This is a genomic window from Trujillonella endophytica (assembly GCF_900110555.1).
GTDB classification, from domain to species: domain Bacteria; phylum Actinomycetota; class Actinomycetes; order Mycobacteriales; family Geodermatophilaceae; genus Trujillonella; species Trujillonella endophytica.
Window position 1 is genome coordinate 306,889 of record NZ_FOEE01000003.1, and the last position, 25,105, is coordinate 331,993.

The window sequence follows — 25,105 nt, forward strand, 5'->3', positions numbered from 1 at the left end:
GGCGGTCAGCCGGCGGCGGAGTCGGTGTGCAGGCCGGCGGCGGTCGCGCCGGTGTCGGGGTCGCCGTAGCCGCCGTCGATCAGGACCGGGCGGCCGCCGGCGCGGGCGAGCATCGAGGCGGCGATGGCGGCGCGGTAGCCCGAGCCGCAGTAGACCCAGACGTCGCCGGAGGGGACCTCGTCGAGGCGGCCGGGGAGGTCGTGGATCGGGATGTGCAGCGAGCCGCGCACCCCGCCGCCGGCGCGCTCGTCGGCGCGGCGGGCGTCGAGCACCACCAGGTCGGGGTCGGCGGCCATCGCCGCGGCCAGGCCGGAGAAGTCGCTGACCGGGTAGGAGGCCAGCTCCCGGCCGGCGGCCAGGGCCTCGGGGCTCCCGATGGCGGCACCGGCGAGCCGGTCGATGCCGATGCGGACCAGCTCACGGCGGGCCTCGGCGACCTGCTGCTCGGTCTCCCCGATCAGGGTGATCGGCGCGCCCCACGGGATGAGCCAGCCGACGTAGGTGACGAAGTTGGCGATCGCCAGCTCGAAGTTCAGCGCACCCGGCAGGTGGCGGTGCGCGAACGCGGTGCGGCTGCGCAGGTCGAGCACCCACTCGCCGGCGGCCAGCCGGTCGGCGAGCTCGGCGGGGTCGACCGGGCGCGGCTCGGACAGGTCCACCGGCGCGGGGCCGGCGGCGTTGGCCGGGCCCATGTGGGCGTACCAGGCCGGGACGGCGGTGAGGCCGGCGATGAGCTCGTCGACGAAGGCCTGCTCGCCCTGGGTGAGCGCCGGGTTCACGCGCGCCTGCTCGCCGACGGTGGAGGAGTCGCCGCTGGTCGGGGTGGCCGCGCAGAAGCTGCCGAAGCCGTGGCTGGGGAACACCGGGGTGCCGGCGGGCAGCTCGTCGACCAGCCGGCGCACCGAGTGGTACTGGGCGTGGGTGAGCTCGTCGGTGTGCTCGGGGCCGACCAGGTCGGTGCGGCCCGTGGCGCCGTAGAGCATCGAGCCGCCGGTGAACACCGCCTGCACCGCGCCGTCGGCGTCGGCGAGCACGTAGCTGACGTGGTGGTGGGTGTGCCCGGGGGTGTGCATCACCCGCAGTCGCATCGGCCCGGCCTCGAACACGTCGCCGTCGGCGGCCGGCGTGCGCTCGTAGTCGACGGCGTCCCCGGCCGGGACGGCGTAGTCGGCCCCGACCGTGCGGGAGAGCTCCAGCCCGCCGGTGAGGTAGTCGTTGTGCAGGTGGCTCTCGGCCACCAGGGCGATGCGGACGCTCCGCTTCTCGGCGAGCGCGAGCACCCGGTCGATGTCACGCTGCGGATCGATCACCACGCCGACGCCGCCGGCGCTGACCAGGTAGCTGCGGTCGCCGAGGCCGGTGGTCTCGATGATGTCGATCTGCACGACAGTTCCTCCGTACGGTACGGGGCAGGGGTATCTGCGGGTCAAATCAGGCGTCAGGCGGTGGGGCGCCCCTCGCTGATCCACCGGGTCATGCCTCCGTCGAGGTTGGCGACGTCGTACCCCTGGGCGGCGAGGAACTGCGCAGCCTGCGCGCTGCGCCCGCCACTGCGGCAGACGGTGACGACCGGGCGGCCCCGATCGAGCTCGACGACGCGCGCGGACAGCTGGCCCAGCGGGATGTGGGTGCTGCCGGCGATCTGGCCGTCGGTCAGTTCGGCGGCCTCCCGGACGTCGAGCAGGACGGCCTCGGTGCGGTCGGCGGCCTCGGCGGGGGTGAGCTGTGGGATCGGTGGGTGCACGGCGTGCTCCAGGTGTCGGTGGGGTCAGGCCAGGGAGAGGAAGAGGCGCTCGAGTTCGCGCAGGTCGACCTCGCGGGTCTCGCCGTCCTCGGTGGTCGAGCAGTAGCGCATCCCGGTGGAGACGACGGCGAACCCGGCCCGGCTCAGCGCCTTGGAGGCGGCGGCGAGCTGGGTGATCACGGCCGAGCAGTCGCGGCCGTCCTCGATCATGCGGACGATGCCGCCGATCTGACCTTCGATGCGCTTGAGCCGCTTGACGACGTCGGCGAGTTCGCCCTGGGGGATGTCCACGACACCAGTGTGGGGTACCCCCGGGGGTATGTGCAACGTGAGCCGCGGGTGACCCCGCGCACGCCTACGGCGCTTCGGCGGTCGCGGGCTGCGGGAACAGCCTGCGGAGCACGTCGGCGAGCGTGATCACGCCGAGGACGCGGCCGGCATCGGTCACCAGCGCGAGGTGGTTGCGGCTGTGCCGCATCGCCTTGAGCGCCGCGTAGACGGTGGTGTCGGCGGTCAGCGTGAACACCGGCCGGGCGAACGCGGACGCCGGCGCCTCCTCGGGGGCGGTGAGGGTGTCGCGGACGTGCACCACGCCGGTGATCCCGGCGCCGTCGCCCAGCAGGAGGCGCAGGTGGCCGGTGGCGCGGGTGGCCTCCCGCACGTTCCCGGCGGTGGCGTCGGCGGGGACGGCGGCCAGCGGCACGGCCGGGTCGACGAGGTCCCGGACGGTCAGCCGCTCCAGCTCCAGGGCGCCGGCGATCTGCTCGGAGAAGCTGGCGTCCAGCGCGCCGACGTTGGCCGAGTGCTCGACCAGGTGGCGCAGCGCGTCGGGGCTGTGGCCCACCGCGAGCTCGTCGGTGGGCTCGACCCCCACCCGGCGGACCAGGGCGTTGGCCGCGACGTTGAGCACGCGGAGCAGCGGCCGGAAGAGCGCCATGAACGCGCGCATCGGCACCGCCAGCAGGGTTGCCGAGCGCTCGGGATGGGCGATCGCCCAGGACTTGGGCGCCATCTCGCCGACCACCAGGTGCACGAACGTCACGATCATCAGCGCCAGCACGAAGCCGACGACGTCGGCGGCGACCCGCGGCAGGCCCCACGTCTCGAACAGCGGGGTGAGCCAGTGGTGCACGGCCGGCTTGCTGATCGCGCCCAGCGCCAGGGTGGCGGCGGTGATCCCGAGCTGGGAGCCGGCCAGGAGCAGGGTCAGCTCCGAGGAGTTGCGCAGGGCCGCCCGGGCCGGGCGGCTGGTCGGTGCCGCCTCCTCGAGGCGGTGCCGCTTGGCGGCCAGCGCGGCGAACTCGACCGCGACGAAGAAGGCACTCAGCGCGACGATGACGACCGTCGCGGCGACGACCACCCACGGGCTGTCGCTCATCGGGTGGACTCCTCGGAGGTCGGGGTGCTGTCGGCGCCCGGCCGCGGGCCCGGTTCCGTATCGGCGTCGTCGGCGTCACGGGAGGGGAGCTCCAGGCGCACCCGGGAGGGCACGTGCCGCTCGACGGCGAGCACCTGCACCCGCAGGAGTCGGGGCTCGGGTTCGTCGGCGTGGACCAGGTCGCCCGGGTCCGGGGGCAGCTCGATGGTCAGAGCGGTGCCCGGCTCCGGGAGGGTGCCGGCGGCGGCGATGACCAGGCCCGCGATGGTCTCGTAGGGCCCCCGCGGCAGGTCGATCGCCAGCGCCCGCTCGACCTCGTCGACGTGCACGTCTCCCGGCATCTCCCAGATCCCGTCGCCGTCCACCGGGACGTACTCGGGGTGCTCGGCGTCGTGCTCGTCGGTGATCTCGCCGACCAGTTCCTCCGCGAGGTCCTCGAGGGTGATCACGCCGGCGAAGCCGCCGTACTCGTCGATCACGCAGGCCATCTGGTTGTTGCTCTCCGCCAGCAGGCGCAGCGCGTCGGGCAGCGGGGTGAAGGTGGAGACGACGAGGCACTCGCGGGCGATGGCCGTCACCCGGGCGGTGTCCGGCTCGGTGGTGGTGAGCAGGTCGGCCAGCCGCACCACGCCGAGGACGTCGCCGGTGTCGGCGTCGAGCACCGGATAGCGGGAGTGCCCGGAGGCCATCAGCTCGCGCAGGTGGCCGATCGTGTCGGTGTCGGCCACGGTGCCCACCCGGGGGCGGGGGATCATCGCGTGCACGACGTCGCGGTTGGGGAAGTCGAGGATGCGGTCGACCAGCATCGACAGCTCCGCGGGCAGATTCCCGCTCTCCCGGGACTCCTCGACGATGTGCTCGAGGTCGCGGGCGCTGGCGGCGTGCTCGACGTCGTGCACCGGCTCGATCTTCAGCGCTCGCAGCAGCAGGTTCGAGGCCTGGTCGAACACCCAGATCAACCAGCCGAACAGCTTCAGGTACGCGGTGGTGGACGAGGCCAGCCAGCGGGCGACCGGCTCCGGCCGGGCGATCGCCAGGTTCTTCGGGAACAGCTCGCCGAACAGCATCTGCACGATCGTGGAGAACAGCAGCGCCGCCACCGCGCCGATGCCGACGCTCACCCCCGGGGGCACGGCGACGTCGCCGAGCAGGGCGCCGAGCGACTCGCCGATCAGCGGCTCGGCGACGTACCCGACGAGCAGGCCGGTGACGGTGATGCCGAGCTGGGCGCCGGAGAGCATGAACGACGTGCGGCGGGTGACCGCCAGCGCCCGCTTGGCCGGGACGTCACCGGCGTCGGCGCGGGCGGCCAGCGCCGAGCGGTCGACCGCCATGTAGGCGAACTCCTGGGCCACGAAGTAGCCGGTGACCGCCGTGATCGCCAGGACCACGAGCACGCCCAGCAGGAGGGAGAGGAGCTCCGTCACCGGCCACGCACCGCCTCATCGGGTTCCGGGTGCGTGGCCTGCGGATCGTGATCGGTGCTCATGACTCTCTTCGACGAGGGGACGGAGCCGCGATCGGGCCCGTGGGCAGTCAACGCGGGGGCGGGGCCGCGCGTTCCGATCATCCGCCACTGCCCGGTCCGTGAGCGGTCCGGACCGCCCGGCGGGACGGATGGGACGGACGTGCACGGGGTGACGGCGTGTGGGACCGGTTCGGTCCGCCACCTCGGCATCGGCACTACAGTCGGTTCCGACCGGATCACTCGACGCCCCGAGGTCTCGAGCATCGTCCGCCGTCGGTGTCGCGGCTCGTGCCGGCACGGCCGCCCGCCGCGTCAGCCCCGATCGAACAGGCTCAGAACTCGCTCATGACCGCACCACCTGCCCGGCCCGCCGACGTCCTCGGCCGCGGGTCCTCGACGTCGCCCGCGCCCGACCGCCGGAGAGGGGAGCGCGCATGACCGGGCACCCCCGCGGACTCCTCGCCCAGCTGGTCCGGTTCCTGCTCGGCTCGGGGCTCGGACTGGTGGTGGACCTCTCGGTCTTCGCGATCGCGATCGCCGCAGGGGCGCCCGCATGGGCGGCCAACGTCCTCAGCGCCGGGTGCGCCGTCGTCGTCGTCTACCTGTTCGTCACGAAGTACGCCTTCGCCCACGGGCGGTCCCGGGCCTCGTTCGCGATGTTCGTCGCGTGGTACGCGCTGTCCATCGTCGTCTTCTCGGCGCTCATCGAGCTGACGCGCGAGGGGACGGGATGGCCCGCCTTCGTCTGCAAGCTGGCGTCGCTGCCGCCGTCCTTCGCCGCCAACTTCGTGGCCAGCCGCCTGCTCCTGCGGCCTCGCCCGGCGGACGGACCGACCGGCGGGGACGCCGTCGCTCCAGAGCCGGTAGGGCCGGCGCTGCTCGCCGATCGCGACCACGCCGGTGCCGGCGGACGGCGGGCGGTCCGGCAGCAGGAGGGAATGTGACCGGGAGGGGTGACGTGGGCTCTGCGCCCGGCATCGTCGACGCGCTGCTGTTCGACCTCGACGGCACCCTGGTCGACACCCGAGCGGCCAACTACGAGGCGTACCGGGCGGCGTTCGCCGAGTCCGGCCACGAGCTCACGTCCGAGCAGTTCGCCGGCACCTGGGGCCGGGACTCGCGGGACTTCATCCCCGACCTGCTCCCCGGCCTCGACCGGCCGGGAGTCGATGCCATCCGGGCCGCCAAGAGCCGCCGGTACGCCGACCTGCTGGACCGGACCCGGGCCAACGACGCGCTCGTGGGCTTCCTGCGGCTGGTCGCGCCGACGCACCGCACCGCGCTGGTCAGCACGGCCAAGTCGCTCAACGGCCGGCAGATCCTCGAGACGCACGGGCTGACCCCGCTGTTCGACGTCGTCGTCTGGGGTGACGACGTCGCGCGGAGCAAGCCCGATCCGGAGGGCTACCTGCGGGCCCTGGGGGCGCTCGGGGCCGACCCGGCGCGGAGCCTGGCCTTCGAGGACTCCGAGACCGGCCGGCAGGCCGCGATCGCCGCGGGCATCCCCGTCCTCGAGGTGCCGCACTTCTGATGGGAAGCCTCCGCTACTCCCGGGGCCGGCTCGCGCTCATCGCCGTCGCGCTCACCTCCCTGGCGGTCTTCACCGCCGTGTGCTGGTCGGACCTGGCCGACATGTGGGCGCAGCTGTCGGACCGCCTGTCCGGCGAGCAGTGGATCCTGCTGGGCGTCGCCGCACTGGTCCAGCTCGCCGGGCACCTGCTCCGGGCCGCCCGGACCAAGGTGGTCATCGACAAGGTGCGGATCGGCAGCCTGGCGGGCCAGTTTCGCCATCTCTCGATCGGGTACCTGTTCAACCTCGTCTATCCGCTGCGCGTCGGCGAGGTGGTCCGCTCCTACCTGATCGCCAAGACGCTGCGCATCAGCTTCCTGTACACGCTGCTGGCCGTCGTGCTGGAGCGACTGATCGACATCGTCCTGGTCTCGGGCGCCTTCCTCGTCTTCCTCGCCGTCGTCGGCGGGCCGGTCTCCGGCGTCGTGCCGATCACCGCCGCCGTGGCCCTCGTGGTGTCCCTGGTCGCCATCGCGGCGTTCGTCGCACTCGTGCGGGAGAACCGCCTCCTGCTGCGGCTCGCGTGGCGGGTCACCAGTTGGTTCAACGGCGACCTGGAGAACCGGGCCCGCTTCAAGCTGTGGTCGGTGATCTTCGGCTTCCAGCGCTTCCTGCGCGATCGCCGACTGCTCGCCCGCTACGGGGTCCTCGCCCTCGCCTCCTGGCTCTGCTACGCCGCCGCGGCGGTCATGGTGGCGGCGACGGTGATCCCGGAGATGACCGACCGGGACGGCTCCGTCGCCGCCGCGGCGCCGTCCGTCGCGGTCAGCTCCGGAGTGGGCAACAGTGCCCCCGGGCGCTACCTCGCCGACATCGGCGGCTTCCTGGCCGACAGCACCGACCTGACTCCCACGGACGTGGCGACGCTCGCCGCCGCGATCTGGCTCGTCACCAACCTGCCCGTCCTGCTCGTCGCCGTGGTCGCCGTGTTCGTCAACTGGGCGCGGCGGATCAGCGACCCGGTGGCGGAGGCCGAGCCGGCGCCGTCGGACCGCTACGTGAACAAGCTGCGCCGCGAGGAGGACATCTCGGCGTCGATGACGCACTTCCTCGACACCTACTTCCGCCGTCAGCACCTCAGCCAGGTGATGCACCGGCTGGAGGTCGACGGCAATGTCAGCCTGGTCCGCTTCTTCAAGGGCGGTTCGAACGCCGTCACCCTGCTGGCGACCAACGGTTCCGGTGAGCTGTTCGTCAAGAAGATGGTGCCGCTGGAGCACGCGCACCGGCTGAAGAACCAGCACACCTGGCTCGCCGAGCGCGTCGACCACGAGCAGCTGGTGACGGTCCTGCGCGAGCGCACCGCCGTCGACCACTACTCCATCGACCTGGAGTACCGGCCCAGCAGCGTCCCGATGTTCGAGTACGTCCACGAGAACTCCCTCGCCGAGAGCGAGGCGAAGATCGCCGAGCTCTGGGAGTACATGTACGACCGGGTCTACTCGATCGAGCCCCCGGCGTACCGGCCGGACGTCCGCGACGACTACGTCGCCGAACGGTTCGTGCTGCGGGTCCGCGCCGCCGCCCGCTCCCACCCGGCGCTGGCCGAGGCCCTCAAGGGCGACCGGATCGTCGTCAACGGCCACGAGATGGACAACTTCGACCGGGTGCTGGACCGCATCCAGCGGGCTCCCGGCGCCTGGGACGACCTGGCCGTCTTCCAACCCAGCTCGCACATCCACGGCGACCTCACCGTCGACAACATCCTCGTGGACCTGCCCGGACGCGACGTCCTGGTGATCGATCCCTCGGACGACAACCAGCTGCGCGGCCCGGTGATCGACTTCGCCCGCCAGATGCAGTCGCTGGCCTACGGCTACGAATTCCTCAACGAGGACGAGGAGCCGGTGCTGCTGAGCGAGCAGGACGGCGTCCCGGAGATCACCTACCGCGACGCCCGGTCGGCCCGGTACGCCGAGCTGGCCGACTTCGTGACCACCGAGATCATGCCCCGCAGGCTGCTCCCCGCCGAGCAGCGCGCGGTGCTCTTCCACGTGGGGCTGTTCTACGGTCGGATGCTCACCCACCGCGTGGCCATCAACTCCGGGACCGTGCTCAAGTACTACGGCGTGTGCATCCAGGCGCTCAACCGGTTCGTGGAGCAGTACGACCTGCCCGCACACGGGCAGGCGGACGAGACCCTCGGCGCCGAGCCGAGGCAGACCCCCGGCGCGGAGCCGAGGCAGACCCTCGGCGCGGAGCCGAGGCATGAGGAGGTCCTGACGCGGTGAAGGCCGTCATCGCCATCCCGGCCTACAACTGCGGCCCGCAGATCGGCCGCGTGCTCGACGAGATCACCGACGAGCTGGCCGCGCGGGTGGCCGAGATCTGGGTGATCGACAACCGCAGCACCGACGACACCCTGCAGCGGGCGCTGGACCACCGGCGGTCGGGCCGGCTCCCCAACCTGCGGGTGTTCCGGAACCGGCAGAACAACAGCCTGGGCGGCACCCACAAGGTGGCGTTCGAGCACGCCCGCGCCGCGGGCCACACCCACGTGGTCATCCTGCACGGCGACAACCAGGCCAGGAGTGACGAGGCCGGGCTGCTGCTGGACCTCGCCGAGGCCCATCCCGAGACGCAGACGGTGCTCGGCTCGCGCTTCAGCCGGCATTCCCGCCTGCACGGCTACGACGCGAAGCGGATCTGGGGCAACCGGGCGCTCAACGCCGTCTACAGCGTCGTGGCCCTGCGCCGGCTCCAGGACCTCGGGTCGGGGCTGAACCTGTTCGCGCTGCGCGACCTGGACCCGGCGACCTACCTGCGGTTCGCGAACCATCTGACCTTCAACTACGAGCTGATCCTCGACCTGGTGCGCCGGGGCGTGCGCTTCGCCTACCTGCCCATCACCTGGCGCGAGGAGGACCAGGTGTCCAACGCGCGCAACTGGAACATCTTCCGGACCGCGCTGCGCAACCTCGCGCTGTGGCGACTGGGCCGGCGGACGTCGGACCCCGCTCCGGACCGGGACTACGAGTGGGACGAGGTCCGGTGACGGCCACCCTGCAGGTCCTCATGCCGATGGGCGGCCTGGGTACGCGCTTCCGCAAGGTGGGCATCGCCACGCCCAAGCCGCTCATCGAGGTCGACGGCGGTCCGATGTTCCAGCGGGCGCTGCGCTCCCTGGCCGCCTGGGACGGGGCCAGGCGGGTCGTGGTCGTGGTCCGGGCCGACGACGACGCCGAGCACGGCCTCACCGGGCACGTGCTCGACGCCGAGCCCGGTGCCGACATCGTCCTGCTGCACCACGACACGCGCGGGGCGGTGGAGACCTGCCTGCAGGCGCGGGACCACCTCGATCCGGACCTGCCGCTGGTGATCATGGACTGCGACATCGCCTTCGACAGCCCGGCGTACTTCGCCGCCCTGGCCGGGGCGGTCGAACGGCAGGACCTCGACGGACTGCTGCTGTCGTTCCGCTCCACCGAGCCGCGCTACAGCTTCGCCGAGGTGGACGCCGACGGCCTCGTCGTCCGCACCGCCGAGAAACAGGCCATCTCCGCCGACGCCCTCATGGGCGTCTACTCCTTCACCTCGGCCCGGGTCTTCCTCGAGGCGGCCGACCGGCTGATGGCCCGCCAGATCGACGCCGCCATGCCCGAGTACTACGTCTCGCTCGTCTTCAACGAGCTGATCGCCTCCGGGCGCCGCGTCGGCCTCGTGCGCGGCGACTTCTACTGCTTCGGCACCCCCGAGGAACTGGCCGCCTACCAGGCGACCGGCCGACCGGTCTGACCGGCGCCGGCCGGCCGGGTCAGCGCTCCAGCGGGACGACGGCGACCGGGCAAGCGGCGCGGTGCAGCAGCCCGTAGGTGGTCGATCCCACCCGCCCGAACCGGCCGCGGTGCCGGTGCCCGACCACCAGCAGCTCGGCGCCAGCCGAGGCGTCGAGCAGCGCCGCGGCGGCGCGGTCGCGCACGACCGTCTCGGTGATCGGCACCCCGGGCTCCCGGTCCCGCCACCCGGCGACGGCCCGGGACAGCTTCCCGCGCTCGTCCTCCTCCACGACGCTCCAGTCGACGAACGGCCCGAACCCCCCGAGGGCGGCCTCCAGGCTCGGGTCTCGCCAGGCGTGCACGGCCTCCAGGCCCGTGGCGCGGGACGCGGCCTCGGCCACCGCGAACGCCAGCACCTCGTCGTCGCCGGAACCGCCCTCGATCCCCACGACGACCGGCCGGGTCCGCGCCGCGGTCTCGTCCCACTCCTCGGGGAGGGCGATCACGGGGCACCGGGCGTGCTGGGCCACCGCGCCGGCGGTCGATCCGAGCAGCAGGCCGGGCAGCCCGCCCAGGCCGCGCCGCCCGATCACGACGAGCGCGGCGTCGGCGGACAGCGCGAGCAGCCCGTCGACGGGGTGGTCGTCGACCACCGCCGCCGTCACGTCGCCCGAGCCGGTCTCCTGCCGCACGGTGTCGGCGGCGGCCTCCACCAGCAGGGTCGCGCTCTCCTCGAACCGGGCCTTGACCTCGCGCCCGGCCATGGGCAGGGCGTCGTCGAACCCCTGCCAGGGGGTCACGTGCACCACCAGCAGTCCCACGCCGCGGCGGCGGGCGGCCTCTGCCGCGTACAGGGCGGCCTGCACCGACGGCTCGGAGCCGTCGACGCCCACGACGACCCGCCCGCCCGCGGACACCCCTGCGCCGGTCACCGGTTTCCTCGCACGCATCGGTCTGCACCCGGGTCGGCATCGGCGTCGGTCATCGGACGATCCCACCGGACGGGGGCGTCCCGGGGCAAGCCGTGCGCCGACGGCGACGGCCGCCCGGTCGGGGGACCGGGCGGCCGTCGGCGCGCTCTGGAGGACTCGGGGGAGCCTCAGCCCACGTAGTTCACGTGCACGTGGTCGAAGTGGTTGGCGGTGACGCCGCCGCGGTTCGCCATGGGCTGCCACGCACCCGTGGGCGACGTGAGGATCCGCTGCTGCCAGATGACGTACTCGACGCCGAGCGCGTCCCAGTTGTCGCGGTGGTACTGCGCGATCGCATCGCCCAGGGCCGCGTCGGACAGGCACATGTAGTCGATCGCGAGGCCGGACGGGTGACCGTGCGGGTCCACGGCGCTGGGCCGGGTTCCGCCGAGGGTGATGGCCGCGGCGCCCGGGACGTTCGACACGACCGCGTTCGCGGCATTCTGGGCCTGGGGTCGCGTGGCGCCCGCGCTGTTGGTGATCCGCGCGATCGCCTGCACGGCCGCCGCCGCCGGCTGGACCGCCGGAGCCGGCGCGGGTGCCGGCGCCGGGGCGGCCTCGGGGGCAGGAGCCGGAGCGGGGGCAGGGGCCGGCTCGGGGGCGGGGGCGGGAGCGGGGGCAGGGGCCGGCTCGGGCGCGGGGGCCGGCTCGGGCGCGGGGGCCGGCTCGGGCGCGGGGGCCGGCTCCGGGGCCGGGGCAGGGGCCGGCGCGGGGAGGGGCACGGAGTCGCCCGCGCCACCGGTCGCCGGGATCTCGGCCGCAGTGCCGGTCACGGCGAGCACCTGGCCGGGGAGGATCAGGTCGGGGTTCGCGCCGATCACCCCGGCGTTGCGCTGGTAGAGCTGGCGCCACGGCTGGTCGAAGGAGGCGGCGATCCGCGAGACGGTGTCCCCGCGCTCGACGGTGTAGGACCCGTCGGGGGCGGCGTGCCGGCCGTAGGTGTCGGTCCGGTCCTCGTAGGTCTCCGGCGCGGCCGGGGCGTGCCCGGTCGGCAGCTGGGTGAGCAGTTCGGGGAGATCGCCGAAGCCGGACCAGCCGGCAGTGGTCGGCGCCGCCTGTGCGGTCGAGCTCAGCAGGCCGATGCCGACGACGGTGGCGCCCGCGGCGACGGGAGCGCGCGACAGGACCTTCTTCGTGCGGACGTAACGGGGAGCGCAGTGCTTGGGCAAGGTGGTGAGTTCTCCGATCACCGCCGGTGAGGTGAGCTGTCGGGTTCGGGCGATCGGTGCCCGGCCGCGATGTGCGGCTTCACCCCGAGGCGCGCGGACGCGCCGTGGACCGTGGGTCCCCCACCCCTGCCCTGTGGGGAGTGGATGTCGGCCGGTGGGCAGGGTTGGGCGGACCGGCGCGACACGCCGCCATGTGCGGAGCGCAGCCAAAACGTTACGAGTCGCTATGTCGACTGTCGCCGTGACGGAGAACACCGGAACGACTACGGCCTGTTCGCAGTGGCGTGGCGGCAAACTATGAGGAAGGTCACGTTCCTCAGAGCAGGGCGGCGTGCTGAGCGAGCCCGAACGCCCCGGCGTCGGCCCCCGGCAGGTCGAGGGCCAGGTCGGCGAGCACCCGGCCGACGGCGGTGGCGGACTTGAACCCGTGGCCGCTGAACCCGGCCGCGAGCACCACCGGCCCGACCCGGTCGAGGACGAACTCCCCGGTCGGCGTGCTGGTGTAGGTGCAGGACACGGGAGCCGGGCGCTCGGCGTCCAGCCCCGGCAGCCACCGCCGCACGAACTCCATCAGCCGGGCCAGCTGCCGGGGGTCGGCCACCCGGTCCCGCCTGTCGGGGTGGCACTCCGGGCCGGTGCCGTGGAAACCCACCTTGACGCCCTCCCCCGGGCTGGCGAGGCCGTAGACGCCGCTGGGCCACCCCTCGCCCGGGTCGGGGTCGTAGGTGAACGCCGGCCACGCGGCGCCCGGGTCCAGTGCCGGGAAGTGCGCGGGCTGCTCCTGGGTCACCCGCAGCGGGGGCAGCTGGACCGACCCGCCGAGCAGGTCGGCGGTCCAGGCGCCCACGGCGACGACCGCGGTGCGCGCCCGCACGGCGGCGCCGGCGGCGCAGCGCACCACCACGCCGTCGCCGTCGGCCTCCACCGCCGTGACCCGACGGTGGTGCCGGACCGTCGCGCCCGCGGCCACCGCGGCGGACTGCAGCGCGGTCACCGCGGCGTCGGCGTCCACCCGGCCGGCCGTGTGCGGCTCGTGCAGCACCGGCCCCGGGAACCGCAGGCCCGGCCACCGGTCCTCGGCGGCGGCCACCGACAGCCACTCGAACGGGACGCCGGCCCGCTCCATCGCCCCCGCGACGGTGACCAGCTGCTCCTGCCCGTGCGCCGCCGCCGTGGCGACGCCGGAGCCGGGGTGCAGCAGCCGGGTCCCGGTCTCGGCTTCCAGCTCGTGCCACAGCCGCCGCGCCTCGGCGACCAGCGCCTGGTGGTGCGCTTGCGCGTAGGTGCTGCGGTAGATCCGGGAACGGCCGTGCGAGGCGCCCTGGACGTGCCCGGGGCCGAACTGCTCCAGCAGGACGACGCCGGCCCCGCGGCGGGCCAGGGACCACGCCGCGGCCGAGCCCATGACCCCGCCGCCGATCACGACGACGTCGGTCCGCGACGGCGTGGCGGCCGGGTGCAGCGCCGCGGTACCGGGGTGGGGGGCGGACGGGGACGTCGGGGGAATCGGCTGCTCGGTCATGGGCTCGGTCTCCTCGTCGGTTCCGCTCAGGCGCCCAGGCCCGGCGGGTTGGTCTCGGCGCGGTCGATCGCCTCGGCCTCCAGGCCCCAGCGCTCGAGCACCTCGGCGTAGGTGCCGTCGTCGATGGCGTGGTTGATGGCCGCCGTGAAGGCCTCGGCCAGGCCGTTGCCCCGGGCGGTGGCGACGGCGATGTCGGCCGTGTCGGGCCAGCCGCCGTTCACGGTCCCGACGACCGCGAAGTCCTCGGGCGCGGTCGCCGCGGCGTAGGCGGCCGTCGGGTTGGGGCCGAAGTAGGTGTCCAGCCGGCCCGACTGCAGCGCGAGGGTGACGTCGCTCCAGGACTCGTAGTAGTCGATGGACACCGGATCGAGCCCGGCGGCCTGGTTCTCCTCGTCCCAGGCCAGCAGGATCTGCTCCTGGTTCGTGCCCGAGCCGACGCCGACGGTCAGCCCGGCGATGTCCGCGGCCTCGTCGATGGCGTCCACGTCGCTGTCGGCGGGGACCAGCCAGCTCAGCTGGTCGACGCGGTAGGTGGAGAAGTCGAAGAGCTCCTTGCGCTCCTCGGTCACGGTGACGTTGGAGATCGTCGCGTCGACCTCGCCGGACTGCGTGGCCAGCGGCCAGTTCGACCAGTCGTTGACGACGAGTTCGAGCTCCAGGTCCAGCGCGTCGGCGACGAGGGTGGCGATGTCGGTCTCGCTGCCGATCACCGTCTGGTTGTCGTCGGCGAAGAAGCCCAGCGGGACGGCGCCCTGCGTGATGGAGACGCGCAGCACCCCGTCGGGGAAGGCGCCGTCGGGCAGCAGGGCGACCGCCTCGTCGCTGACCGTGGTGTGGATGCGGTCCTGGTCCGGCGAGGTGTTGATGGCGATCGCCGAGCCGCCGCCGCTGCCGCCGGACTCGGACCGGGACTGCTCCTCGATGTCGGCGGAGTTGCTGCACGCCGCGAGCGCCAGCGCGGACACGGTGGCCAGGACGGGGACGAACAGAGCTCGTCGGGTACGGGCGGTCACGGGGGTTCTCCTCGGGTGAGGCGCGCGGGCGCGCGCCATCGGCGGGCGGCGCGGGTGCGCCGTCCGGGGTTCTGGGGGAGTGCTGGCGGGCTAGAGGACCCGGGCCAGGAAGGCCTTCGTCCGCTCGTGCTGCGGGGCGTCGAGCACCTGCTCGGGTGGTCCCTGCTCGACGATCCGGCCGGCGTCCATGAAGACCACCTGGTCGGCCGCCCGGCGGGCGAAGCCGATCTCGTGGGTGACGACGATCATCGTGGTGCCGCCCCGGGCGAGCTCCTCGATGACCCCGAGCACGTCGCCGACGAGCTCGGGGTCCAGCGCCGACGTCGGCTCGTCGAACAGCAGCACCGCCGGCCGCATGGCCAGGGCGCGGGCGATGGCGACGCGCTGCTGCTGACCCCCGGAGAGCTGCCGCGGGTAGGCGGCGGCCTTCTCGGCCAGCCCGACCTGCTCGAGCAGCGCCCTGGCCTCGACCACGACCTCCGACCGGCGCCGCCCCTGGGCCGACACCGGCGCCTCGACGACGTTGTCCAGCGCCGTCAGGTGCGGAAAGAGGTTGAAGGCCTGGAACACGAACCCGAAGCGCGTGCGCTGCCGGAGCACGTCCTGCTCCTTGAGCTCGTGCAGCCGCTCGCCGCCGCGGTGCGGCCGGCGCCGGTAGCCGACCAGTTCGCCGTCGAGGGCCACGAACCCGCGGTCGACCTTCTCCAGGTGGTTGATGCTGCGCAACAGCGTCGACTTCCCCGAGCCGGAGGGGCCGAGGACGACCGTCACGGTGCCCGGTTCGACGACCAGATCGACGCCGGCGAGCACCTCGTGGCTGCCGTAGCTCTTGTGCACACCGCGGACCTCGACCCGGCCCGGCCGGGTGGGAGTGGTCGTCATCGGGGCGCCGTCCCGTCGGGGCGCGAGCCGACCCGGGCCAGCCCGGCGGTGAGGTTGGTGCGCAGCCGCTGCAGGGGCGTGGGCGGCAGCGTGCGGACGGCACCGCGGGCGTAGTACCGCTCGACGTAGTACTGCACCACCGTCACCACCGTGGTCAGGACGACGTACCAGACGGCGGCGACCACGAGCATCGGGAGCACCCGCTGGGTCCGGCCGTAGATGACCTGCACGGTGTAGAAGAGCTCGCCCAGGGCCAGCACGTAGACGATCGAGGTGCCCTTGAAGAGGCCGATCACCTCGTTGACCGCCGTCGGCACGATGGCCCGCATGGCCTGGGGCAGCACGATCCGGGTCTGCTGCCGGCGGCGCGGGATGCCCAGCGACGCGGCGGCCTCCAGCTGGCCCTGGTCCACCGACAGGATCCCGGCGCGCACGATCTCGGCGGAGTAGGCGGCCTGGTGCAGCCCCAGCCCGAGGATGGCGGCGCCGAACTTGTCGATCAGCGACAGGGTGTCGACGCTGGCGAACGACGGGCCGAACGGGATCCCGAAGTCCAGGGACTCGTAGAGGTAGGCGAGGTTGTACCAGAGCAGCAGCTGCAGGATCAGCGGCACCGACCGGAAGATCCAGGTGTAGCCCCAGCTGACCGCCTGCAGCAGTGGCGAGCGCGACAGCCGCATCAGGGCCAGCACCGTGCCGAGCGCGAAGCCGAGGACCGCGGTGATGAGGGTCAGCTGGACGGTCGTCCAGACGCCGCGGACGATGGACTCCTCGGTGAGGTAGGCCGCGACGACGTCCCACTCCCACCGCGGGTTCGTGATGAGCGAGTTGAGCACCATCGCCAGTCCGACGGCGACGACGCCCGTGGCCACCCAGCGCCCCGGGTGCCGGGCGGGCACGACCCGGAGCTGGTCGAACGGCGTGTCGGGCGGCGGCGCGACCGTGCCCGCGGTCGGCTCGGGCGCGAGCGTGGTCACGCGGCACCCCCCAGGGACTTCTGGAAGGCGTAGGCGAACCGCTCCGGGGTCAGGGTGCGCAGCGTCGCCAGGTCGGTGGGGTGCGGGACGGCGACGTCGAACAGCGGGGTCCAGCCGGCGGAGAGGTACAGCGCCTTCGCCTCCGGCTGGCGGGGCCCGGTGGTCAGGTACATGCGCGTGTAGCCGCGGTCGGCGGCGCGCTGCTCCAGCTCCGCGAGCACCCGTCGGGCCAGTCCTCGCCGGCGGTGCGCGGCCGAGGTCCACATCCGCTTGACCTCGGCGGTCCCGGGGTCGGGGTGCCGGCGGAACGCGCCGCCGGCGATCGGGGCGCCGTCCTCCACGAGCAGGAGCAGCTCGCCGTCGGGCGGCAGGAACTCCTCGGCCGGGTAGCGCGCGAGCTCCTCGGCCGCGCCGCCGAAGAGGTCGCCGTAGCGGGTGTCGTACTCGACCTGCAGCTCGGCGAACAGCGGTGCGGCCAGGGCGTCGTGCGGATGGACGGCGACGACGGCGAGGCCGGGGGAGGCGGAGGGGTGCAGCGACATGCGGGTACTCCGGAGAGGGCGGGGGAGGGCGCGGGCAGGCCGCGGCACCGCGCCGACGAGCGGCGAGCGGTGTCGCGGGGGGCGCCGGCCGAGCGGCCGGCGGCGGTCAGCGGTCTGCGGTCAGCGACAGAGCGAGCTGTCGGTGCGCAGCAGGTCGATCACCGGGCGGCCGACCAGGTCGGGGACGACGGGTCGCGCGCCGGGCGGCGGGGTGCTCACGGGTCTGGCTCCTCGTACCGAGCCCCGACGGGGCTGCTGACTTGCCACCGCGGGGTGCGGCGGCCAGGTCGTCACCCGGGGCACCCCGTCGCAGCGGAGGGTTGCCGGCCAGCGAGCCGGGGCTTGGTGCTGGCACTCAGGACCTGGCCGGAACCCTAGGGTGCGGAGGTCAATCCCGTCAAATCCGATCGGCTTACTAGGGTTTGGAAACGCCGCTCGATGACGTGAGCAACACCACCCGACCACCTCGGGTGGTTTGCCGACCATTCTGGTCGGTCACCGCCTACCGTGGCCTCGTGGCGCGACCCTTCCGGCAGCAGGTGGACGAGGGCATCCTCGACCGCGCCGCCGCGCTCTTCGCCCGCCGCGGGTTCGCCAAGACCTCGGTGCAGGACGTGGCCGACGCGGTCGGGTTGTCGAAGGCCGGTCTGCTGCACCACTTCCCGACCAAGGACGTGCTGTACGCCGCCGTCGTCGCCCAGGCCGACACCCTCGCCGCCCGTGTCCTCGACCAGTTGGGCGACCTCCCGGCCGGGCCGGAGCGGGACCGCAGGGCCGTGGAGACGATGGTCGACGTCGCCCTCGGCCACCCGGGTCTCGTCGCGCTGCTGCTCGCGCCGGCGATCCAGTCCGGCGTCGATCCTGCCGCCCCCATCGCCGACGGCCCGCTGCGGGTGTTCGTCGAGGACCCGGAGACCGCCCCGCCCGAACGGCTGGTCCGGGTGCTCGGCGCCTACGCCGCGCTCGCCGTCCTGACCCTCGCGGCCCACCAGCAGGACCGGACCACCGCGTGGCGCCGGCACATCGTCGCCACCTGCCTCGACGCGCTCGGCTCCGCGGAGCCCACCACCGCGACCGTCGCGCCCCGTCCCCACCCCGAACCGAACGAGGCCTGATCCGCATGGCTGTGCTGCTCTCCCGACTCGGCGCGTTCTCCGCCCGGCGCCGCCTCCCCGTGCTGCTCGTCTGGCTCGCCGTCCTGGCGGGCGGCGGCGTCGGCGCCGTCACCCTGGGCGGGGAGACGGCGGGCAGTTTCGCCATCCCCGGCCAGGAGTCGACCACCGCCCTCGAGCGCATCGACGAGGAGTTCGGCGGGGTCGCCGGCGCGACCGCCCGGGTGGTCTTCCAGGCGGAGGAGGGGCAGAACCTCCTGCCGCACGTGGCGGCGATCCAGGCCGTGGCCGGCGAGCTCGCCCGGCTGCCCGGGGTCGTGTCGGCGGCGGACCCGTTCGACCCGGCGAACCCCGGCGTGAACTCCGCGGAGCCGACCATCGCCTACGTCACCGTCACCTACGACGCCGCCCCCGGCGAGGTGCCGCCCGGGCAGCAGGACGCGCTCGCGGACGCCGTCGAGGACGCGCGCGGCAGCAGCGGCCTCACCGTCGAGGTCGGTGGCGAGGCGGTCCAGGCGCCGCCGCACATCGGTGGCCCGGCCGAGGTCATCGGCGTCGTCGTCGCCCTGCTCGTCCTGGCGGTGACCTTCGGCTCGCTGCTGCTCGCCGGGATGAACCTGCTCTCGGCCGTGATCGGCGTCGGCATCGGCGTCCTCGGCGTCACCATCGCCACCGGCTTCACCGAGCTGTCCTCGACCACGCCGATCCTGGCCGCGATGCTGGGCCTGGCCGTGGGGATCGACTACGCGCTGTTCATCATCACGCGCTACCGCCAGGAACTGCGCCGCGGCTCCGACGTGGACACGGCCATCGCCACCGCCGTGGGCACGGCCGGGTCCGCGGTCGTGACCGCCGGCCTCACCGTGGTGATCGCCCTGGCCGGCCTGTCGGTCGTCGGCATCCCGTTCCTGACGCAGATGGGCGTGGCCGCCGCCGCGACGATCGTCGTCGCCGTCCTGGTCGCCCTCACGCTGGTGCCCGCCGTGCTCGGCTACCTGGGTGCCCGCGCGCTGCCGCGGAAGCTGCGCGCCGCCGCCGGGACGGGGCCGGCGCCGGCGTCGAGCGGCGGGCGCGGATGGCTGGCCCGCTGGGTCGCCGCCGTCACCCGGCGCCGGGTGCTGTCGCTGCTGCTGACCGTGGTGGCCCTGGGCGTCGTCTCGATCCCGTTCGCCTCGATGCAGACCACGCTCGTGCAGGACCCGCCGGAGGGCAGCAGCGCCGCGCGCGCGCAGACGCTGCTCGCCGGCGGCTTCGGCGAGGGCTTCAACGGGCCCCTGGTGGTCCTGTTCGAGGGGGAGGGCGCCGCGGACGCCGCCCGGCGCGCCGTCTCCACGGTGTCCGGGACGGACGACGTCGCCCGCGCCGTCGCCGGGAACGTGAACACCGACGGCACCGCCGCGACGCTCAACGTCATCCCGGAGTCCGGACCCTCCGACCCCGCCACCGAGCGCCTGGTGGCCGACCTGCGCGCCGCGTTCGCCGACCTCGACGGGATCGAGGTGTCGGTCACCGGTGCCACGGCGGTGAGCGTCGACGTCGCCCAGGCCCTCGACGACGCCCTGCCGGTGTACCTGCTGCTGGTCGTCGGCCTGGCGCTGGTGCTGCTGGTCCTGGTCTTCCGCTCGCTGCTGGTGCCGCTGGTCGGGGTGCTGGGCTTCCTGCTCACCGTCGGCGCCTCGCTCGGCGCCACGGTCGCGGTGTTCCAGTGGGGGTGGCTCGCCGGCGCGGTGAACCTCGACGCCACCGGCCCGCTGATCAGCCTCGCGCCGATCCTGGTGATCGGGATCCTGTTCGGGCTGGCGATGGACTACCAGATCTTCCTGGTCTCCCGGATGCACGAGGCGCACAGCTCCGGGGTCGAGCCGCTGGCGGCGATCCGGACCGGCTTCCGGCAGGCCGCCCCGGTCGTCGTGGCCGCCGCGCTGATCATGTTCTCGGTGTTCGCCGGCTTCGTGCCCGCCGGCGAGGAGACGATCAAGATGATCGCCTTCGCGCTGGCGATGGGCATCGTGTTCGACGCGTTCGTCGTCCGGATGGTGCTGGTGCCCGCGGCGCTCGCGCTGCTGGGGGAGCGGGCGTGGTGGCTGCCGCGCTGGCTGGGCTGGCTGCCGCGGGTGGACGTCGAGGGCGCGGCGCTGGAGCGGGCGGTCCCGGTCGCCGCGGAGCCGGTCGGCGCCGGGACGCGCTGACCGGCCGGCCCAGCCGGCCGCACGGTCAGTCGAGCAGGCGGGTGACCGCGGCCAGCCGGCCGTCGCCGGCCATCGCGGCCAGCCACTGGGACCAGCCGGGTCGCTCCCGCATCGCCTCCAGGGCGCCGCGGGCGGCGGCCCGGTCGCCGCGCCGGGATGCGGCCAGGGCGGCGTAGAGGTCGCGCGCCCCCTCGGGGGCGAACACCGCCAGGGTGTCGTAGTCGCGGTCGTCGTAGGCGCGCTGCAGGTTGCGCAGCATCCGCAGCTGCGCCACCGGGTCGCCGGAGTCGTCGACCCGCAGGTCGACGCGTACGCCGTCGTCCTCCTCGGTCTCCGGTCGCCCGCCGACCACCAGCAGCGCCGCCGACTGGCGGCCCCGCAGGTCCCCGCCGGCGTCCTGCCCGGCCGACAGCGCGGCGAGCAACCGGTCGGGCAGGTCGCCCGCAGCGCGACCCAGGGCGTCGAGCATGGCCGGCAGGACCTCGGACGAGGCCAGCATGTTGCCCTGCACGCACGCGCCGTCGCCGACCAGGTGCCCGCTGACCGGGAAGGTGCCCGGGCCGGTGTCGGCCGCGACCTCACCGGCCGCGGAGAGGACGGCCAGCTGCCGGTCGTCGTCCCCGGCCGCGTGCGCCGCCCGCCGCACCAGGTCCGCCGGCGGCGTCCCCTCGGCCAGCCCGGCCAGGAGCACGCCCCCGAGCCCCCGGGGGCTGCGCGCCTGCACGGCCACCACGCCCACGCCCGGCCGCGCCCGGGGCACGGCCCGGCCGACGGCGAGGATGCAGGAGGCGACGGCCACCCCGAGGTCGCCGGTGGCCGGGTCGCGGGCGACGACGGAGAAGGTCACCGATCGCCCGCGGGCTCAGGTGGTGGCGGGCTGGGCGGTGGCGGGCAGGGTCATGGGGGCGACGTCGTCGGCCACGGTGAGCGGCGCGCCGGTGGCGGCGAGCACCTCGTCGACGGAGACGCCGGGGGCGGTCTCGCGGAGCACGAACCCGGCGGGAGTGACGTCGACGACGGCGAGGTCGGTGACGATCCGGTCGACGCAGGCCTTGCCGGTGAGCGGCAGGGTGCACTCCTGGACCAGCTTGGGCGACCCGTCGCGGGCGACGTGCTCCATCATGATGATCACCTGGCGGGCGCCGTGGACGAGGTCCATCGCCCCGCCCATGCCGTTGACCATCTTGCCGGGGATGAGCCAGTTGGCCAGGTCGCCGCGGGGGTTGACCTGCATCGCGCCGAGGACGGCGACGTCGAGGTGCTTGCCGCGGATCATCGCGAACGAGGCCGCGGAGTCGAAGTAGCTGGCGCCGGGCAGCACCGTGACGGTCTCCTTGCCGGCGTTGATGAGGTCCGGGTCCTCCTCGCCGTCGACGGGGTAGGGCCCGACGCCGAGGATGCCGTTCTCCGAGTGCAGCACCACGTGCACGCCCTCGGGGATGAAGTTGGGCACGAGGGTGGGCATGCCGATGCCGAGGTTGACGTAGGAGCCGTCGGTCAGCTCCCCGGCCACGCGGGCGGCGAGCTCGTCGCGGGTGAGTGCCATGTCAGTTCCCCTCCGGGGTGCTGGCCGTCCGGGGGCGGGTGGTCAGCTTCTCGATGCCCTTGCCCTCGGGGCCCACCTCGACGATCCGGTCGACGAAGACCCCGGGCAGGTGGACGTGCTCGGCGGGGATCTCGCCGGGTTCGACCAGCCGCTCGACCTCGGCGATGGTGACCCGCCCGGCCATGGCCGCCAGCGGGTTGAAGTTCGCCGCCGACCGGGCGAACACCAGGTTGCCGTGCCGGTCGCCGACCGCGGCGCGGACCAGTCCGAAGTCGGCGGTCAGCGCGGTCTCCAGCACGTACTGCTGCCCGCCGAACTCGCGCACCTCCTTGGGCTTGGAGGTCTCGACCACGGTGCCCTCGGCGTCGTAGCGCACCGGGATGCCGCCGTCGGCGACCATCGTGCCGACGCCGGTGGGGGTGTAGAACGCCGGGATGCCCGCGCCGCCGGCGCGCAGCCGCTCGGCGAGGGTGCCCTGCGGGGTGAGCTCGACCTCCAGCTGACCGGACAGGTACAGCCGGGCCAGTTCCTTGTTGCCGCCGACGAACGAGCTGATCGTCCGGCGGATCCGACCGGCGTACAGCAGCACGCCGAGGGCCTGGTCGTCGACGCCGCAGTTGTTCGAGATCGTCGTCAGCTCGCGCACGCCGGCGTCGCGGATCGCCGCGATCAGCCGGATCGGCACGCCGCACAGGCCGAAGCCGCCGACGGCCAGCACGGCCCCGCTCCCGATGTCGGTCACCGCCTCGCGTGCGGAGGCCACCACCTTGTCCATGCAGGAACCACCGTCCGTCGCGTGCGGCCGGCCTGCTCCCGCGTCAGGTGGGGCGGCCCAGCTCGCGGATGCCTTCGATGCGGGTTCCGAGCGTAGCCGTGACGCGTTCATCGGTCGCCCGCCGGGGGAGCCGGGACAGGTCGGGAGCGGTGACGAGGACGACGGACGCCCCGGCGGCCAGCGGCGCCAGGAGCCAGGCCACCGGACCGGCCTCGGCCGCGGTGCGCGTGTCGACCAGGATGCGGTCGCCCTCGCCGATCCCCAGCCGTCCCGCCAGCTCGGCGGCGGTGTCCACGATGCCCTCGAGGGTCAGCTCCAGCCCGCCGACCAGCAGGCCCGGGGCGGTGGGCTCCGGCGGCTGCCACGGGGTGAAGACGTCGCCTTGGGTGCGGACCTCGATCGCGAAGTCGCGGGCGGGCCCCGCGTAGCCGGTCATGCCCGCGCCCATGGGGTGCAGCGACAGCCCGAGCAGCTCGGGGACGTCCATCTCCTCCAGCGGGCCCAGCCGCCCCTGGTCGGCCAGCACCACGTCGGCGTCGGCCAGCGCGCCGTCGTCCTCGGCGGCCGGCTCGAACACGGTGGCGCCGCAGCTCCAGGCCGCCATCAGCACCGCGGCGGTCTGCCAGTGGGCCGGCAGGACCAGCGCCACGCGGCTGCCCGGCCCCACGTCGAACTCCTCCTGCAGGAGATTGGCCGTCTTGGCCACCCAGTTGGCGAACGTGGTGGCCGACAGCTCCACCCGGGAGGCGGCGACGTCGTCGTAGTGCGTGAGCAGGGGAGCGGCCGGCGCGCGACGCAGTGCCGCGCGCAGGAGGTCGGGCGGTGTGGAGGGCTTCGTGATGCGCACGCGACGAGAGTGCCCTGTGACGGGGCGGTTCCCCCCGCGCGTTCCCGGGCTGTCAGGTCACGGCGCGGTTACAGTTCCTCCGATGACCGCCACCTCCCGGAGCGCCGGTTCCCGGCTCGTACGCCTGGACCATGCACTGCTCCGCTCCACCCGGCGGGCCCTGGGCTCCACTCCCGCCGTCCCGGTGGCCCAGGGGATGTCCCACTTCGGCGAGCACGCCCTCGGCTGGATCGCGCTGGGGACGGCCGGCTGGCTGTCCGGCCGGCGCCGCGCCGACTGGGTCGCGGGCACCGCGGGGGTCGTGGCGGCCCATGCCGCCGGCGTGGTCGTCAAGCGCGTGGTGCGGCGGGTGCGCCCGCAGCTGGAGGACGTGCCGGCGCTGGTGGCGACACCGAGCCGCCTCTCGTTCCCCAGCGCGCACAGCTGCTCGACCGCTGCCGCCGCCGTCGGCTTCGCGCCGATGGTCGGCCGCGCTCCCATGGCCGGCCTGACGGCAGCGATGCTCGTCTCGCGGGTGCTGCTGGGCGTGCACTACCCGTCCGACGTCGTCTCGGGGGCGGCACTGGGCGCCGGCACGGCGACCCTCGTCCGGCGGCGCCTGACCCGACTCGAAGGTAGGAAGGCGTGACCGTGACCCGCTCGCAGCCCGGCTCCCCGGACGCCGCCGTCGCCCCGGCCGGCGCCGCGCCGGCCCCGGCCGCAACCCCGGCCCCGGCCGCTCCGCCGTCCCCACCGGCCTCGCCCCCTCTGGCTCCACGCCTGGAGGGCTGGCGGGGCACCTTCGCCTGGGGCGTCGTCCGCGCCGTGCGGCCCCGGCAGTGGGCGAAGAACGTCCTCGTCCTCGCGGCTCCGCTCGCGGCGGGCAAGGTGTTCGACGTCGACGTGCTGGGCCCCACGGCCGCCGCGTTCCTGCTCTTCTGCGTGGCCGCCTCCGGCGTCTACCTGGTCAACGACACGATCGACGTCGACGAGGACCGCCGGCACCCGCGCAAGCGGTTCCGGCCGATCGCCGCGGGCATCGTGCCCAAGAGCCTGGCCCTGTCGATGGCGGCGGTGTTCTTCGTCGCCGCGCTCGTGATCGCCGTGCTGCTCACCCGGCCGGCCCTGGCCTGGGTGCTGGGCAGCTACGTGGTGATCCAGCTGGGCTACTGCCTCTTCCTCAAGAACCAGCCGGTCATCGACCTCGCGGTCGTCGCCTCCGGCTTCCTGCTGCGCGGCATCGCCGGCGGTGTCGCCGCCGGGCTGGAGCTGTCGCAGTGGTTCCTGCTCGTCGCGGCCTTCGGCTCGCTGTTCATGGTCGCCGGCAAGCGCTACTCCGAGCTGGTCCTCATCGGTGACGCTGCCGCCACCCGCAAGACGCTGCAGGAGTACTCGGGCAGCTACCTGCGCTTCGTCTGGAGCCTGTCGGCCGCGGTGACCCTGACCGCGTACAGCTTGTGGGCCTTCGAGATGGGGGAGACCCAGGACGGCGCCCCCTGGTCGCTGATCTCCATCGCCCCGTTCGTGCTGGCGATCCTGCTGTACGCCCGGGACGTCGACAAGGGCGAGGCCGGGGCGCCGGAGGACATCGTCCTGGGCGACCGGGTCCTGCTGGCCCTCGGCGTGATCTGGGCCGCCACCATGGCGCTGGGTGTCTACGGTGTCTGAAAAGGGACCCCGTTCCCCCCACGCCTCGCACGCTCGC

Annotated in this window: 25 protein-coding genes and 2 riboswitches; of the genes, 9 read left to right on the forward strand and 16 right to left on the reverse strand. The window is 74.1% G+C overall.

The window, feature by feature from the left end; translation table 11 throughout:
• Positions 1-5: 5 nt before the first annotated feature.
• The 5 genes from BMY88_RS06710 to BMY88_RS06730 all read right to left on the reverse strand — a co-directional run bounded on the left by BMY88_RS06710 (position 6) and on the right by BMY88_RS06730 (position 4,549).
• Positions 6-1,385 carry an MBL fold metallo-hydrolase gene (locus BMY88_RS06710; RefSeq protein ID WP_091941404.1) on the reverse strand — a complete coding sequence of 460 codons (1,380 nt, stop codon included), beginning with the start codon at positions 1,383-1,385 and terminating at the stop codon, positions 6-8.
• A 53-nt stretch (positions 1,386-1,438) separates the two neighbouring features.
• Positions 1,439-1,744, reverse strand: coding sequence for a rhodanese-like domain-containing protein (locus tag BMY88_RS06715; protein ID WP_091941406.1), 306 nt, complete (start codon positions 1,742-1,744; stop codon positions 1,439-1,441).
• Positions 1,745-1,768: 24 nt separating this feature from the next.
• Positions 1,769-2,035: a metal-sensitive transcriptional regulator gene (locus BMY88_RS06720; protein ID WP_091941408.1), complete on the reverse strand. Its 267-nt coding sequence runs from the start codon at positions 2,033-2,035 to the stop codon at positions 1,769-1,771.
• A gap of 64 nt (positions 2,036-2,099) precedes the next feature.
• Positions 2,100-3,122: a hemolysin family protein gene (locus tag BMY88_RS06725; protein ID WP_091941410.1), complete on the reverse strand. Its 1,023-nt coding sequence runs from the start codon at positions 3,120-3,122 to the stop codon at positions 2,100-2,102.
• Positions 3,119-4,549 carry a hemolysin family protein gene (locus tag BMY88_RS06730; protein WP_091941412.1) on the reverse strand — a complete coding sequence of 477 codons (1,431 nt, stop codon included), beginning with the start codon at positions 4,547-4,549 and terminating at the stop codon, positions 3,119-3,121. Before BMY88_RS06730 ends, BMY88_RS06725 begins: the two co-directional genes overlap by 4 nt.
• A gap of 475 nt (positions 4,550-5,024) precedes the next feature.
• Here BMY88_RS06730 and BMY88_RS06735 point away from each other — a divergent pair, with 475 nt between their 5' ends.
• The 5 genes from BMY88_RS06735 to BMY88_RS06755 are packed head-to-tail and all read left to right on the forward strand — an operon-like array spanning position 5,025 to position 9,895.
• Positions 5,025-5,534, forward strand: coding sequence for a GtrA family protein (locus tag BMY88_RS06735; RefSeq protein WP_091941414.1), 510 nt, complete (start codon positions 5,025-5,027; stop codon positions 5,532-5,534).
• 14 nt (positions 5,535-5,548) lie between these two features.
• Positions 5,549-6,121, forward strand: a complete 573-nt coding sequence (locus BMY88_RS06740; protein ID WP_170860983.1) for an HAD family hydrolase — start codon at positions 5,549-5,551, stop codon at positions 6,119-6,121.
• Positions 6,121-8,391 (forward strand): lysylphosphatidylglycerol synthase domain-containing protein, encoded by a 2,271-nt coding sequence (locus BMY88_RS06745; protein ID WP_091941418.1) that lies wholly within the window; start codon positions 6,121-6,123, stop codon positions 8,389-8,391. Before BMY88_RS06740 ends, BMY88_RS06745 begins: the two co-directional genes overlap by 1 nt.
• Positions 8,388-9,155, forward strand: a complete 768-nt coding sequence (locus BMY88_RS06750; protein WP_091941420.1) for a glycosyltransferase family 2 protein — start codon at positions 8,388-8,390, stop codon at positions 9,153-9,155. Before BMY88_RS06745 ends, BMY88_RS06750 begins: the two co-directional genes overlap by 4 nt.
• Positions 9,152-9,895, forward strand: coding sequence for a glycosyltransferase family 2 protein (locus tag BMY88_RS06755; protein WP_091941422.1), 744 nt, complete (start codon positions 9,152-9,154; stop codon positions 9,893-9,895). The genes BMY88_RS06750 and BMY88_RS06755 overlap by 4 nt, the downstream gene beginning before the upstream one ends.
• Positions 9,896-9,914: 19 nt before the next feature.
• Here the strand turns inward: BMY88_RS06755 and BMY88_RS06760 are convergent, their stop codons facing one another.
• From BMY88_RS06760 to BMY88_RS06790, 7 genes are all read right to left on the reverse strand, one after another.
• On the reverse strand, positions 9,915-10,808 hold the full coding sequence (locus BMY88_RS06760; RefSeq protein WP_170860984.1) for a universal stress protein: 894 nt from the start codon (positions 10,806-10,808) through the stop codon (positions 9,915-9,917).
• A gap of 167 nt (positions 10,809-10,975) precedes the next feature.
• Positions 10,976-12,037 (reverse strand): LysM peptidoglycan-binding domain-containing protein, encoded by a 1,062-nt coding sequence (locus tag BMY88_RS06765; RefSeq protein ID WP_170860985.1) that lies wholly within the window; start codon positions 12,035-12,037, stop codon positions 10,976-10,978.
• A riboswitch (cyclic di-AMP (ydaO/yuaA leader) is annotated at positions 12,023-12,169 on the reverse strand. (Overlaps the previous gene by 15 nt.)
• A gap of 163 nt (positions 12,170-12,332) precedes the next feature.
• Positions 12,333-13,538 carry an FAD-dependent oxidoreductase gene (locus BMY88_RS06770; protein ID WP_091941428.1) on the reverse strand — a complete coding sequence of 402 codons (1,206 nt, stop codon included), beginning with the start codon at positions 13,536-13,538 and terminating at the stop codon, positions 12,333-12,335.
• 26 nt (positions 13,539-13,564) lie between these two features.
• Complete coding sequence (locus tag BMY88_RS06775; RefSeq protein WP_211435526.1) at positions 13,565-14,551, reverse strand: ABC transporter substrate-binding protein; 987 nt, start codon at positions 14,549-14,551, stop codon at positions 13,565-13,567.
• 90 nt (positions 14,552-14,641) lie between these two features.
• A complete protein-coding gene (locus BMY88_RS06780) occupies positions 14,642-15,433 on the reverse strand; it encodes an amino acid ABC transporter ATP-binding protein (protein ID WP_091941432.1) in 792 nt (263 codons plus the stop codon).
• Complete coding sequence (locus tag BMY88_RS06785; RefSeq protein WP_244524495.1) at positions 15,430-16,410, reverse strand: amino acid ABC transporter permease; 981 nt, start codon at positions 16,408-16,410, stop codon at positions 15,430-15,432. Before BMY88_RS06785 ends, BMY88_RS06780 begins: the two co-directional genes overlap by 4 nt.
• On the reverse strand, positions 16,407-16,952 hold the full coding sequence (locus BMY88_RS06790) for a GNAT family N-acetyltransferase (RefSeq protein ID WP_091941434.1): 546 nt from the start codon (positions 16,950-16,952) through the stop codon (positions 16,407-16,409). Before BMY88_RS06790 ends, BMY88_RS06785 begins: the two co-directional genes overlap by 4 nt.
• 251 nt (positions 16,953-17,203) lie before the next feature.
• A riboswitch (SAM riboswitch) is annotated at positions 17,204-17,315 on the reverse strand.
• Positions 17,316-17,467: 152 nt separating this feature from the next.
• On the opposite strand from BMY88_RS06790, the gene BMY88_RS06795 reads away from it, so the two are divergent.
• Together BMY88_RS06795 and BMY88_RS06800 are read left to right on the forward strand one after the other, a co-directional pair.
• Positions 17,468-18,067: a TetR/AcrR family transcriptional regulator gene (locus BMY88_RS06795; protein WP_091941436.1), complete on the forward strand. Its 600-nt coding sequence runs from the start codon at positions 17,468-17,470 to the stop codon at positions 18,065-18,067.
• 5 nt (positions 18,068-18,072) lie between these two features.
• Complete coding sequence (locus tag BMY88_RS06800) at positions 18,073-20,253, forward strand: MMPL family transporter (RefSeq protein WP_091941438.1); 2,181 nt, start codon at positions 18,073-18,075, stop codon at positions 20,251-20,253.
• A gap of 25 nt (positions 20,254-20,278) precedes the next feature.
• Here BMY88_RS06800 and BMY88_RS06805 read toward each other — a convergent pair whose 3' ends face one another.
• From BMY88_RS06805 to BMY88_RS06820, 4 genes are read right to left on the reverse strand one after another with little or no spacing between them, the layout of a single operon-like run.
• Entirely contained in the window at positions 20,279-21,100 is an 822-nt protein-coding gene (locus BMY88_RS06805) for a DUF1028 domain-containing protein (protein ID WP_091941440.1), read from the reverse strand.
• A 15-nt stretch (positions 21,101-21,115) separates the two neighbouring features.
• Positions 21,116-21,799 (reverse strand): CoA transferase subunit B, encoded by a 684-nt coding sequence (locus BMY88_RS06810; RefSeq protein WP_091941442.1) that lies wholly within the window; start codon positions 21,797-21,799, stop codon positions 21,116-21,118.
• Between the two features lies 1 nt (position 21,800).
• Entirely contained in the window at positions 21,801-22,574 is a 774-nt protein-coding gene (locus BMY88_RS06815) for a CoA transferase subunit A (protein WP_091941444.1), read from the reverse strand.
• Positions 22,575-22,617: 43 nt separating this feature from the next.
• Positions 22,618-23,421 carry a TIGR03089 family protein gene (locus BMY88_RS06820; protein ID WP_244524496.1) on the reverse strand — a complete coding sequence of 268 codons (804 nt, stop codon included), beginning with the start codon at positions 23,419-23,421 and terminating at the stop codon, positions 22,618-22,620.
• A gap of 82 nt (positions 23,422-23,503) precedes the next feature.
• On the opposite strand from BMY88_RS06820, the gene BMY88_RS06825 reads away from it, so the two are divergent.
• Positions 23,504-24,049, forward strand: coding sequence for a phosphatase PAP2 family protein (locus BMY88_RS06825; RefSeq protein ID WP_091941446.1), 546 nt, complete (start codon positions 23,504-23,506; stop codon positions 24,047-24,049).
• The gene (locus BMY88_RS06830; protein ID WP_244524497.1) at positions 24,046-25,068 is read left to right on the forward strand and encodes a decaprenyl-phosphate phosphoribosyltransferase; all 1,023 of its coding nucleotides are present in this window, start codon (positions 24,046-24,048) and stop codon (positions 25,066-25,068) included. The genes BMY88_RS06825 and BMY88_RS06830 overlap by 4 nt, the downstream gene beginning before the upstream one ends.
• Positions 25,069-25,105: the final 37 nt, after the last annotated feature.